The sequence below is a fragment of the Pseudomonas sp. GW821-FHT09H03 genome, from assembly GCF_059415945.1.
In genome coordinates, this window is record NZ_JBWKOF010000007.1 from 27,583 (window position 1) to 39,321 (window position 11,739).

9 protein-coding genes and 2 pseudogenes are annotated in these 11,739 nt (G+C 58.9%); 6 read left to right on the top strand and 5 right to left on the bottom strand.

What is annotated here, in order from left to right; translation table 11 throughout:
- Positions 1-52: 52 nt before the first annotated feature.
- Complete coding sequence (locus AC07OG_RS11470; protein WP_218424743.1) at positions 53-949, top strand: NAD(P)-dependent oxidoreductase; 897 nt, start codon at positions 53-55, stop codon at positions 947-949.
- Here the strand turns inward: AC07OG_RS11470 and AC07OG_RS11475 are convergent.
- Positions 906-1,721 (bottom strand): annotated as a pseudogene (locus AC07OG_RS11475) (EAL domain-containing protein); the annotation flags it as partial. The gene AC07OG_RS11470 and the pseudogene AC07OG_RS11475 sit on opposite strands and share 44 nt — an antisense overlap.
- 17 nt (positions 1,722-1,738) lie before the next feature.
- Positions 1,739-2,227, bottom strand: a pseudogene (locus AC07OG_RS11480) (MHYT domain-containing protein); the annotation flags it as partial.
- Positions 2,228-2,420: 193 nt separating this feature from the next.
- On the opposite strand from AC07OG_RS11480, the gene AC07OG_RS11485 reads away from it, so the two are divergent.
- Positions 2,421-3,770 carry a spinster family MFS transporter gene (locus AC07OG_RS11485; protein WP_495067078.1) on the top strand — a complete coding sequence of 450 codons (1,350 nt, stop codon included), beginning with the start codon at positions 2,421-2,423 and terminating at the stop codon, positions 3,768-3,770.
- Between the two features lie 203 nt (positions 3,771-3,973).
- Here AC07OG_RS11485 and rapA read toward each other — a convergent pair whose 3' ends face one another.
- Positions 3,974-6,820, bottom strand: a complete 2,847-nt coding sequence (gene rapA / locus AC07OG_RS11490; protein WP_495067079.1) for an RNA polymerase-associated protein RapA — start codon at positions 6,818-6,820, stop codon at positions 3,974-3,976.
- Positions 6,821-7,051: 231 nt separating this feature from the next.
- Between rapA and AC07OG_RS11495 the strand changes: the two genes are divergently transcribed.
- The 3 genes from AC07OG_RS11495 (at position 7,052) to ccoM (ending at position 7,910) form a co-directional block, all read left to right on the top strand.
- The gene (locus tag AC07OG_RS11495) at positions 7,052-7,393 is read left to right on the top strand and encodes a hypothetical protein (protein WP_060541124.1); all 342 of its coding nucleotides are present in this window, start codon (positions 7,052-7,054) and stop codon (positions 7,391-7,393) included.
- 100 nt (positions 7,394-7,493) lie between these two features.
- Positions 7,494-7,655 (top strand): hypothetical protein, encoded by a 162-nt coding sequence (locus AC07OG_RS11500; protein ID WP_008074569.1) that lies wholly within the window; start codon positions 7,494-7,496, stop codon positions 7,653-7,655.
- A gap of 144 nt (positions 7,656-7,799) precedes the next feature.
- A complete protein-coding gene (gene ccoM / locus AC07OG_RS11505; protein WP_060541125.1) occupies positions 7,800-7,910 on the top strand; it encodes a cytochrome c oxidase subunit CcoM in 111 nt (36 codons plus the stop codon).
- Positions 7,911-8,136: 226 nt separating this feature from the next.
- Here ccoM and AC07OG_RS11510 read toward each other — a convergent pair whose 3' ends face one another.
- Positions 8,137-9,612, bottom strand: coding sequence for an inorganic phosphate transporter (locus AC07OG_RS11510; protein ID WP_495067080.1), 1,476 nt, complete (start codon positions 9,610-9,612; stop codon positions 8,137-8,139).
- Between the two features lie 375 nt (positions 9,613-9,987).
- A complete protein-coding gene (locus tag AC07OG_RS11515; protein WP_007935837.1) occupies positions 9,988-10,188 on the bottom strand; it encodes a hypothetical protein in 201 nt (66 codons plus the stop codon).
- Between the two features lie 679 nt (positions 10,189-10,867).
- Here AC07OG_RS11515 and pcaR point away from each other — a divergent pair.
- Entirely contained in the window at positions 10,868-11,710 is an 843-nt protein-coding gene (gene pcaR / locus AC07OG_RS11520) for a pca regulon transcriptional regulator PcaR (RefSeq protein WP_060541127.1), read from the top strand.
- Positions 11,711-11,739 lie beyond the last annotated feature (29 nt).

Below are 11,739 nucleotides of genomic sequence, written 5' to 3' on the forward strand. Positions count from 1 at the left end.
AGTCATGATGAATCGGCCAATATCAGGCGATCTTTAATCAAAAGGAGGCCAAATGATGTCAATGCTACCTTCGCTGGGTTTTGCCGGGATCGGTCTGATGGGGCTGCCGATGTGCCGGCGGCTGCTCGCGGCGGGTTACCCGTTGACGGTGTGGAACCGAAATCCGGCCAAGTGCAAGCCACTGGTGCAAGCGGGTGCGCGCCAGGTCGCTACCCCGGCCGAGTTGTGCCAGCACGCGGATGTGGTGATGTTGTGCCTGGCGGACACCGCGGTGGTGCGTGAAGTGGTTTTTGGTTCAGCGGGTGTTGCCCAGGGGGCGCAAAGCGGCCAGCTGTTGGTGGATTTTTCCAGCCTGGAGCCAAACGCCACGCGGGAAATGGCGGCCGAGCTTGCCGGCAGGACCGCCATGGGTTGGCTGGACGCGCCGGTGTCCGGAGGCGTGGTGGGTGCCGAAGCAGGCAACCTGGCGATCATGGTCGGTGGCGAAGCCCGGGACCTGGAGCGGGTTCGACCGGTGCTGCTTGAGCTGGGTCAGCGCGTGACACACATGGGCGGTGTCGGGGCAGGGCAAGTCACCAAGGCCTGCAACCAGATGATCGTTGCCTGTAACGCATTGGTGATTGCCGAAGTGGTTGCACTGGCGGAACGCTCCGGTGTTGATGCCAGCCTGATCGCCGAAGCGCTGGCCGGTGGATTTGCCGATTCCAAACCGCTGCAGATCCTCGCCCCGCAAATGGCCGACAATCGTTTCGAGCCAGTCAAATGGCACGTACGAACCCTGCTCAAGGATCTGGACACTGCGGTGAAGTTTTCCCGCGAGCAAGGCAGTGCGACGCCGATAACGGGCTTGGCTGCGCAGTTGATGCGCCTGCATGGGAGCCAGGGATTCCTTGAACAAGACCCTTCTACATTAGTGCGGATGTACCGTGAGCCAGGCGCAAGCGTGTAAGGCTGCCGGGGGACTTGCGCTGGTTGATTTCGTCCAGCACCGGACGCAGTTCGGCGAGTGGCACCGGGCGGCTGAGCAGGTAGCCCTGAACGAAGTCGCAGCCATGGTCCTCCAGGAACTGGTATTGCTCGAAAGTTTCGACGCCTTCGGTGACCACCTCCAGGTGAAGGGTGTGCGCCATGACGATAATCGCCTGGACGATCTCCATATCCTGGATGGACTTGGGAATGTCCTGCAGGAAAGAACGATCGATTTTCAGGGTGTTGAGCGGCAGGCGCTTGAGGTAGGCCAGGGACGAGTAACCGGTACCGAAGTCATCGATCGACAGCGACACGCCGAGGGCGCGAATCTGGCCCAGTAACACCAGTGTCTCGGTGATGTTGCCCATCAATGCATTTTCGGTCACTTCCAGTTCCAGCCGATCGGGCGCCACACCCGTGGCCCGCAGTGCGTGTTCGATTTCAGTTGCCAGTTCTTCACGTGCCAGGTTCAGGGCCGAGCAGTTCACTGTGATGCGCAGTTCTTCACAGCCTTGGCGCGATAGATCGGCCAGGTCTTCGCAAGCCTTGCGCAGTACCCAGTTGTCGAGTTCTGCGATCAGGCCGTTGGCCTCGGCGATGGCGATGATGCGGTCCGGCACGAGGAACCCGTGAACCGGGTGGTGCCAGCGAACATGCCCACGTAGTGCATGGCCGCGATGCCCAGGCCTGCCCCTGTCGAAGATTCCACGCATTGGCGGATTGTCGGATCGGGCAGGGCGAAGGTGTTCATCGCCAGCCATGAAGCGCACAGGGCTGTGATCAGGGAAAGCAGCGTCACTGGCAGGTGGTAGTGAATATCGATAGCTGACTGCAAAGCCAGTATACCGATCAAATGCATGGCCCAGATTCCGCCTGCCATGCACACGGTGCCGACCCAGCGCCAGCGTCGCTTGGAAACCGGATGTTCGGCATGGGCAACCCGCTCGGCCATGCCTGGCGTGGCAAAGCAGCCGACGCAGGCGACCAGATACGCCAGCAGCACGAGGAATCGATCATGTGTGAAATTGAGTATGACCTGCCCACTCTCTGGTAAAGAAGTAGTGAAATGCAGACCAAGCCACTCCATAGCATGCCCCGTTGTGGTCATCTGGCCGGGGCAATGAGCGCCGGCGAATTTCATGCAGTATAGAGGGCATGCATGGAGCGCAAATCGATAGTGGCATATTGGTGCCAAACATTTGGTTATTTCAATTATAGCGATTAGTGCTATTGATCCGGCGCTTCTCTTTTCAGGCATCTGTTTGCAACGCTGCAAGACAGAACACCGCACGTTTCGGCCCTTGCGGGGCCCCGGGAGCCAGCATTCACGTGGTCTTCGCCATGGGCTGGTATCAGCCTTACGAATAATTACAGACAGCTGTGACCGGCCTGTCTAGATTGCAGGTTCCGGGGACAGTGAGGCCCCAATAACAATAAAACGAGACGGACCCATGCAGAACTCGACCCAAGCGGCGAATGCCTGGCGCATTCTGTTCCTGTTGTTCCTGGCCAACCTGTTCAACTTTTTCGACCGTACCATCCCGGCCATCATCATCGAACCGATCCGCATGGAATGGCACCTCAGTGACTTCCAGATCGGCATCATCGGCACCGCTTTCACCCTCGTCTACGCGATCGCCGGTCTGCCACTGGGGCGTATGGCCGATACTGGCTCGCGCAGCAAGCTGATGGGCTGGGGCCTTGCGGTGTGGAGCGGGCTGACGGCGGTCAACGGCATGGTCGGCAGTTTCTGGAGCTTCCTGGTCGTGCGCATGGGTATCGGCATCGGTGAAGCCAGTTATGCACCGGCTGCCAACTCGCTGATCGGCGATCTGTTTCCGGCTCATCGTCGGGCGCGAGCCATGGGCATTTTCATGCTCGGGCTGCCGTTGGGCCTGCTGCTGGCGTTCTTCACCATCGGCGCGATGGTCAAGGCATTCGACAGCTGGCGTGCGCCTTTCTTCATCGCAGCGGTGCCGGGGCTGATCCTCGCAATCTTCATGTTCTTCATCAAAGAGCCAAAACGCGGCGCCGCCGAGAGCGTGCAGGTTTCGCAAGAACGCGTGGACCGGCCGATCCGCCGGGTACTGGCGGTGCCTACGTTCCTTTGGCTGGTAATGGCCGGCCTCTGCTTCAATTTCGCCACCTATGCCTGCAACTCGTTTCTGGTGCCGATGCTCCAGCGCTACTTTTTGATGCCGTTGCAGGAAGCTGCGGTGGCAACGGGTGTAATCGTTGGTGTCACCGGTTTGTTCGGACTGACCATCGGCGGCTGGGTCGCTGACAAGATTCACCAGCGGGTAGCCAACGGGCGGCTGCTGTTTGCGGCGTTCAGTTTGATTATCTCGACCGTATGCACGGCGTGGGCGCTGCACTCAGGTCGCATAGAAATCGGCGTGTTCGTGGCGGTGTTCAGTCTGGGCTGGCTGTTTGCCTATAACTTCTATACCTGCGTTTACACGGCAATTCAGGATGTGGTCGAGCCGCGCTTGCGGGCCACCGCCATGGCTTTGTTCTTTGCCGGGCTATACCTGTTGGGCGGTGGGTTGGGGCCAGTGGTGGTCGGTGCCTTGTCCGATCACTTTGCCCACACGGCGATGCTGGCGGCGGGTGCCGAACAGATGACCGAGGCGTTCAAGGCCGTAGGCCTGCATGACGCGATGTACCTGATTCCTGTGGCGCTGTTTTTCACCATGGTGTTTCTGGTGTTGGCGTCTCGGTGTTTTGTACGCGATGCCAAGCGGATGAAAGAGGGGCTGGGGGCGGTGGTTGAGCCCGAGGTTGCTGCGGCGACGGCATAAGATCAAAAGATCGCAGCCTGCGGCAACCACAGGGAACACTCGATCTCCTGTAGGAGCGAGCCTGCTCGCGATGGTCGTTAACGATAACGCGGGCTTTCTGAATGCCCGCGTTGTCTGGGCGCTGGTCAGAAGCTGCGATCTTTTGATCTGAAAAAAAGCCCGCATCACTGCGGGCTTCTTGTTACTGCGATGCAGATGGGGACTTAACCCGCCACCAACACCCGAATCGCTTCCAGTCGCAGCGCAGCCTTGTCGAGCATCGCCAGGCCTTGCTCGCGCTGTTTGCGCAGGGCAACCAGTTCGCTGTCACGCACGGTCGGGTTGACTGCTTGCAACGCGGTCAGGCGCGCCAGTTCTTCGTCGGTATCGGCGGCCAGGCGACGCTGCGCTTCAGCCACGCGCTCGGCGTGACGAGGCAGGATTTTCGCTTCACCGGCATTGATCCGTGGCGTCAGCTGATCGCGCTGGGCCTGGATGAACTTGTTGGCGCTGGCACGCGGCACGCTCTCCAGCTGATCGTTCAGGGTTTCGAACGAGACGCGCGCCGCCAGGTCGTTGCCGTTGGTGTCGAGCAGGCAGCGCAGGGCGGCCGGCGGCAGGTAACGGCCCAGTTGCAGCGAGCGCGGGGCAACCACTTCGCTGACATACAGCAGTTCCAGCAACACGGTGCCAGGCTTGAGCGCCTTGTTCTTGATCAATGCCACGGCGGTGTTGCCCATGGAGCCGGACAGAACCAGATCCATGCCACCCTGGACCATCGGGTGTTCCCAGGTGATGAACTGCATGTCTTCGCGAGACAGCGCTTGGTTGCGGTCGTAAGTGATGGTCACGCCTTCGTCGTCACCCAGCGGGAAGCTGGCGTCGAGCATTTTTTCGCTCGGCTTGAGGATCAGGGCGTTTTCCGAATGGTCTTCGCTGTCGATGCCGAATGCGTCGAACAGGGTTTCCATGTAGATCGGCAGAGTGAACTGGTCGTCCTGCTCAAGAATGTCCTCCACCAGGGCATCGCCTTCGCCCGCGCCGCCGGAATTGAGTTCCAGCAGACGGTCACGACCGGTGTGCAGATCGGCTTCCAGGCGCTCACGTTCGCTGCGAGCTTCGTCGATCAGCGCTTGCCACTCGCCGTCGTCGGCTTCTTCGAGCAGCGGCAACAGGCGTGGGCCGAACTGATGCTGCAGGGCGTTGCCGGTCGGGCAGGTATTGAGGAACGCGTTCAGCGCTTCGTGGTACCACTGGAACAGGCGCTCTTGCGGGCTGGTTTCCAGGTATGGCACGTGCAGTTCGATCACATGTTTCTGGCCGATCCGGTCCAGACGACCGATACGTTGTTCCAGCAGATCCGGGTGGGACGGCAGATCGAACAGCACCAGGTGATGAGAGAACTGGAAGTTGCGACCTTCACTGCCGATTTCCGAGCAGATCAGCACTTGTGCGCCAAACTCTTCGTCCGCGAAGTAGGCGGCGGCGCGGTCACGCTCGAGGATGTTCATGCCCTCGTGGAACACCGTGGCCGGGATGCCGGAGCGCACGCGCAGGGCATCTTCCAGGTCCATGGCGGTTTCCGCATGGGCGCAGATCACCAGCACCTTGGTGCGCTTGAGCATCTTCAACTGGTCGATCAGCCACTCGACGCGCGGGTCGAATTTCCACCAGCGTTCTTCTTCGTTGGCGTCCGGCTGGGCCTGAAAGCTGACTTCCGGATACAGTTCGGCGTGATCGCCCAGTGGCAGCTCAAGGTATTCGTCGGGGCACGGCAGCGGGTACGGGTGTAGCTTGCGCTCCGGGAAACCCTGCACGGCAGCACGGGTGTTACGGAACAGCACGCGGCCGGTGCCATGACGATCCAGTAATTCGCGGACCAGGCGGGCGCTGGCTTCGATATCGCCATCGTTGACCGCGGCCAGCAGGGCTTCGCCTTCGTTGCCGAGGAAGCCGTGAATGGTCTGGTGCGCTTCAGGCGACAGGCGCCCCTTGTCCAGCAATTCCTGAACGGCTTCGGCCACCGGACGATAGTTTTCGCTCTCGGCACGGAAGGCGTGCAGGTCATGGAAACGGTTCGGGTCGAGCAGGCGCAGACGGGCGAAGTGGCTGTCCTGACCCAGTTGTTCCGGTGTCGCGGTCAGCAGCAGCACGCCCGGGATCGTTTCAGCGAGCTGCTCGACCAGTGTGTATTCCGGGCTGGCCTTGTCTTCGTGCCACACCAGGTGGTGCGCTTCGTCGACCACCATCAAATCCCAGCCGGCCGCGAACAGGGCGTCCTGGGCTTTCTCGTCATCGACCAGCCACTCGAGTGCAACCAGGGCAAGCTGGGTGTCTTCGAACGGGTTGGTGGCATCGCTTTCGATGAAGCGTTCTTCGTCAAACAGCGCGACCTGCAGGTTGAAGCGGCGACGCATCTCCACCAGCCATTGGTGCTGCAGGTTTTCCGGAACCAGGATCAGCACACGGCCGGCACGGCCCGAGAGCAGTTGGCGATGGATCACCAGGCCTGCCTCGATGGTTTTACCCAGGCCTACTTCGTCGGCCAGCAGAACACGTGGCGCGATTCGGTCGGCCACTTCACGGGCGATGTGCAGTTGGTGCGCGATCGGTTGCGCACGCACGCCACCCAGGCCCCAAAGGGCAGACTGCAACTGCCGGCTGGTATGTTCCAGGGTGTTGTAGCGCAGGGAGAACCAGGCGAGCGGGTCGATCTGTCCGGCGAACAAACGGTCGCTGGCCAGACGGAACTGAATGAAGTTCGACAGCTGGGTTTCCGGCAGGGTGACCACTTCGTTCTGCGCGTTGAGGCCGTGGTAGACCAGCAGGCCGTCGACGTCGTCGACTTCCTGTACGGTCAGTTTCCAGCCCTCGAAGTGAGTGATGGAGTCACCCGGCGAAAATCGCACGCGGGTCAGGGGCGCATTCCGTAGCGCGTACTGGCGAGTCTCGCCAGTGGCCGGGTAGAGCACGGTCAACAAGCGGCCGTCCTGTGCCAGAACGGTGCCCAATCCCAGCTCGGCTTCGCTGTCACTGATCCAGCGTTGCCCCGGTTGATACTGCTGCGCCATGCTGCCTGACTCCCACCTTGAAAAAGCGGGCTATCTTAACGGAATCGCGGCTGCAGACCAAAGGAATACTCATGTGGAAGCTGGCGCAGGCTACGATCTTCGGTTCTTCGATACCTCAAAAGATCGTAGCTTGCGCCAGCTCCACAGGTGCCAACCGCATCACAGTTTGCGACCGAAGGCTCAAGTCGACATCCCCGCAGCCGACAGCCTGCTGACAGGAGACTGATAACCATGCTGCTACCGATGCTGCCTTTGAGTGCCGTGCCGATCACCTCGCAACATGACCCGATCCGCCAGCGTCCGGACATTCCTCCGGTGGTACCGGCGCAGGAAAGCTCCAGTGACAGCACGATTAACCTGCAAAAGCGCGATCCAGAAGAGGCCGCGTTACTTCTGCGTGAGGAGCAGCGCCGCAAGCAAGAGCAGGAACGGCGCCGTCGAGAAGCCGACGAAGATCCCGAGGCGTATCTGGCGATTCCCGGCGACGAGCTCAATGCTGACAACACCGTGCCCGTGGCCCCCCTGATGGAGGAGCAGCCACGTCAGGGGTTGTGGGTCGATATCGAGATTTGATCACACGGCTGGTCAGCGCTGCCGTCAGACCGCATTATTGGGCTATAGCTGCCGGACAACGTGCTGGCTGAATTTCATCTCTTGTGATGCACAGATTGCCATGAGCCAAGACGACAAGCTGATCGACCTCAATGCTGAACGCGCCAAACGTGTTCATGACCTCAACGAAAAGCGGCTCAATGAAGTACGCCAGGCGTTCGAACAGGCCATGCCGCTGGGCAAGGCGAAGAAAAAGCCGAAAAACAAACCGAAAAAACGCTGAAATCCCCCCGCATTTATTGATGCGGGTCAAACTTTTCCCTTCCTCCTTCCCTGTTATGGCCGACATTGATCCCGGTCAATATTTTCTCCTGCCTGATTGTTTAACTTAGCTCCATCGCAACAAGGCAGATGCAGGAGACGAGTCATGTTTTTCGACAACGTTGTGTTCGCCGGAGTGCTGACTGTCAGCCTCATGTTTGTATTTTTTGCAGGATTCGGATTGTTTATCTGGAAAGATTCGCAAAAGCGGAAATAACCGCCAGCCTTTCTGGATGTAATGGGCACGCAAGGCATTTTGGGCAACTTCGGTTGCCTTTTTTTTTGCCTGTTATTTGCAGTCGACGATTCTTTGCAGGAGCCGGCTTGCCGGCGATGACAATCTTGCAAGCGCTAACGTCCGCAAGCCGGCTACTGCAACAGGAAAATGACAATAAAAAAGGCGCGGTCCTTGCGGAGCGCGCCTTTTTCATTGCAGCGATGAATCAGCTACCCAATGCCTTCGACGCCAGCCAGAACAATCCGGCGGACAAGGCCACGGTAGCCGGCAGGGTCAATACCCAGGCCAGCAGGATCGTCTTGACGGTACCGCCTTGCAGGCCGCTCTTGTTGGCGACCATGGTGCCGGCCACGCCCGAGGACAGCACGTGGGTAGTCGATACTGGCAGGCTGAAGATGTTGGCCATGCCGATCAGGGTGGCGGTGGTGATCTGTGCCGACATGCCCTGGGAGTAAGTCATGCCTTGCTTGCCGATCTTCTCGCCGATGGTCAGCACGACTCGCTTCCAGCCCACCATGGTGCCCAGGCCCAGGGCCAGGGCAACCGCCAGAATCACCCAGAACGGAGCGTATTCGGTGGTGGTGGTCAGGTCTTTGCGCAGCTTGTCCAGGTCAGCCTTTTCCCGGGCCGAAAGTTCAGGCAACTTGCTGACTTTTTTCGCCGTGTCGTCCAGGCAGAGCAGGTAACGACGCACCTCGATGCGGCTTTCCGCCGGCATCGAGTGGTAGTCGGCTACACCCTTGAGGGTGCCGAGCAAAGCGGCGATGGTCGGCTCAGTCTGTTTCGGGTTGCAGCGGAACTTCTCCGGCAGATCGCCTTCCACACTTTTGCCCAAGGCGAGGAATTCACCCAGGGTTGCCTCATTACGCTTATAGAACTGGCTCAGATGCAGGGTAGCGTCGCGAGTCCGCTCGATCTGATAAGTAGTGCTGTTCAGGTCGAGTACGAACTGTGCCGGTACGATACCGATCAACACCAGCATGATCAGGCCGATACCTTTCTGGCCATCGTTGGAACCGTGCACAAAGCTCACGGCCATTGCCGAAATCACCAGGACCAGGCGGTTCCAGAATGGCGGATGCTTTTTGTCGTCGATCTTGCGGCGTTGTTCCGGTGTCTTGTGCATCTTCGACAGCGGACGCCACCATTTCAACGCAATCAGCACCAGGGCCGCGATGAGGAAGCCGGCCATTGGCGAGAACACCAGCGAGGCGCCGATATCGATCGCTTTCTGCCAGTTCACACCATCGGCCAACGGAATGTCGTTGATCAGGGCGTTGGCCAGGCCGACACCGAGGATCGAACCGATCAGGGTGTGCGAGCTGGAAGCCGGGATACCGAAGTACCAGGTGCCCAGGTTCCAGGCGATGGCGGCGGCGAGCAACGAGAACACCATGGCCAGCCCGTGTCCGGTATTCACATTGATCAGCAGCTCTACCGGCAACAGGTGGACGATGGCATACGCCACGCCGACCCCGCCCAGCAGCACGCCGAGGAAGTTGAACACACCGGAAAAGAACACCGCCAGATGAGGCGGCATGGCTTTGGTGTAGATAACAGTTGCCACCGCGTTTGCGGTGTCATGAAAGCCGTTGATGAACTCGAAGGCGAGGACAAAGGCCAGGGCGAGCAAGAGGCTCACAAGCACCCAAGCATCCAGTCCGCTGAATAAATCGATCATGAAGGTTTTCTGACCCGGTCATAAGGGGGCGCGATTATGCCAGAAAAGACTGCAAATCGATGCACTAGCTGCTCATCGGTAACATCCATCAACGATTTTTTTTGCAGATGAGCCCCAAGGCAAAGGGGTTTGCCCTGGTTTTCAACGCTTTGATTTAATTAAAAAAAGCGTCTGAAACCGGGTTTTTTAGGCGCTGACGCGGGGGCATCAATGCTTGTATGAAATATCTGAGAAGGCAGTCAGATATCAGCATTTTGTTTGATCTGGCGCAGCAAGAGACCACCGCCCGCTCGTAGCGGGCGCGAAAGGCAACGTCGATACATCCCGCTTTTAACGAGCGCAGAGGCTGCCCTTTTAAGGATCAGGCCCAAGAGATCATGGCTCTTCGGCTTTGAGTTCCTTTTCCATTTTTTGCAATTCTTGAGTGAATGCCTGGTCCTGAACGGTGGCGCGTTTACGCCAGGGTTTGCGCTCCGGTTCGGGCTGAGCGGCGTAAGTGGTGACTTCTCCGCCGTAAACTTCCTTGTAACGTTGTTCCTGGCGCTCAAGTTCCGCGCGCAGTTCGTCTTTCGTCACAGTGCTACCTGATTGAGTTGAGATGATTCTGGTGAAACGCGCTGCATCCAATGCATTGACCACGCTCATCGATACGACAACGCCCTTCAGGGCATCGGTTTAACGACAGTGTGAGCAATACTTCCATGTCGCAGGCGGCTACGGCACCAGAGATAAATAGCTGACGCAGCGTCAGATTCCTGTTTCAGCGAACGCACTGGCAAAACTTGTACAGTGAGTGTCAGGCGCTTGCCGGGGGGCAGCAGCGATGGAACATCCTGCTGCCGGATAACGTATTCGGCATGTAAAAAACCGAATCGTTCCTGAGTTCTATTATAGCGTCCGATTTGAAGAACACTATCTCTGACGAGTTAAAAGTCAATCATGATGTGTGAGCCTGTGTCTGCTGGCAACTATCGGCTAACTAGCCCAGCGGGGGATTTCTACTTCTGGCGATGCGTTTCTGACGCCATTAAGTCGAACAAGTTACGAAAGCTTGATCATCCGATTAATTTTTTCCGCACCGTTGTGAAAAATTGTAAGAAGGCTGCCGGGCGTGTCGCACCGGGCCCTTGTAAATGGCAGAATGCGATTATCGGACGGTGGTTCGATAATCGCCCAATTATGGCCGGGGCAGACTTGCAGGGGCGGGCATCAGACTCTTGTAATGGCCGCTGATTCGAATGGGAAAGTACCTGGTATGAACGATCAAATGCGTAACTCCTTCACTTCAGTGGCTCCACCCATCGTTGCTTCGCCAGCCAAGCGGATTCAAGCGCTCACCGGCGACCCCGACTTCATGACGTCGCTGGCCCGGGGCCTGGCGGTAGTGCAAGCGTTTCAGGAGCGCAAGCGCCACCTGACCATCGCGCAGATCAGCCATCGTACGGAAATCCCCCGTGCCGCGGTGCGACGTTGCCTACACACCTTGATCAAGCTCGGTTACGCCACCACCGACGGCCGCACCTACTCGTTGTTGCCCAAAGTGCTCACTCTCGGCCATGCCTATGTGTCTTCGACTCCGCTGGCAGTATCCGCCCAGCCTTATCTGGACCGCATGAGCGAACAACTCCATGAGGCCTGCAACATGGCCACCCTGGAGGGTGACGATATTTTGTACATCGCCCGGTCGGCGACCACCCAGCGCCTGATTTCCGTGGACTTGTCGGTAGGTGGGCGCTTGCCGGCCTACTGCACGTCGATGGGGCGGATCCTGCTTGCCGCACTGGATGACACGTCCCTGGGCGAATACCTCGATCATGCCGAACTGCAAGCCAAGACCAGCCGCACCATCCATACCCCCGAGGCGTTGCTCGAATGCCTGCAAGAGGTACGGCAGCAGGGCTGGTGCATCGTCGATCAGGAGCTTGAGCAGGGGCTGCGGTCGATTGCCGTCCCGGTGTACGACACATCGGGCCAGGTAGTTGCCGCCCTCAATGTCAGTACCCATGCCGGTCGGGTCAGTCGAAATGAACTGGAGCAACGTTTCCTGCCTGGCCTGTTGAGTGCCAGCCGTGAACTCAGCGCTCAACTGTTCGCCTAAGCTGTTCGATAATCGCACGCAGTTGCGTT

Excerpts from the sequence above, each read along its gene's own strand:
- AC07OG_RS11470 (WP_218424743.1), top strand. The coding sequence starts at position 53 with ATGATGTCAATGCTACCTTCGCTGGGTTTTGCCGGGATCGGTCTGATG.
- AC07OG_RS11485 (WP_495067078.1), top strand. The coding sequence starts at position 2,421 with ATGCAGAACTCGACCCAAGCGGCGAATGCCTGGCGCATTCTGTTCCTG.
- rapA (WP_495067079.1), bottom strand. The coding sequence starts at position 6,820 with ATGGCGCAGCAGTATCAACCGGGGCAACGCTGGATCAGTGACAGCGAA.
- AC07OG_RS11495 (WP_060541124.1), top strand. The coding sequence starts at position 7,052 with ATGCTGCTACCGATGCTGCCTTTGAGTGCCGTGCCGATCACCTCGCAA.
- AC07OG_RS11500 (WP_008074569.1), top strand. The coding sequence starts at position 7,494 with ATGAGCCAAGACGACAAGCTGATCGACCTCAATGCTGAACGCGCCAAA.
- ccoM (WP_060541125.1), top strand. The coding sequence starts at position 7,800 with ATGTTTTTCGACAACGTTGTGTTCGCCGGAGTGCTGACTGTCAGCCTC.
- AC07OG_RS11510 (WP_495067080.1), bottom strand. The coding sequence starts at position 9,612 with ATGATCGATTTATTCAGCGGACTGGATGCTTGGGTGCTTGTGAGCCTC.
- pcaR (WP_060541127.1), top strand. The coding sequence starts at position 10,868 with ATGAACGATCAAATGCGTAACTCCTTCACTTCAGTGGCTCCACCCATC.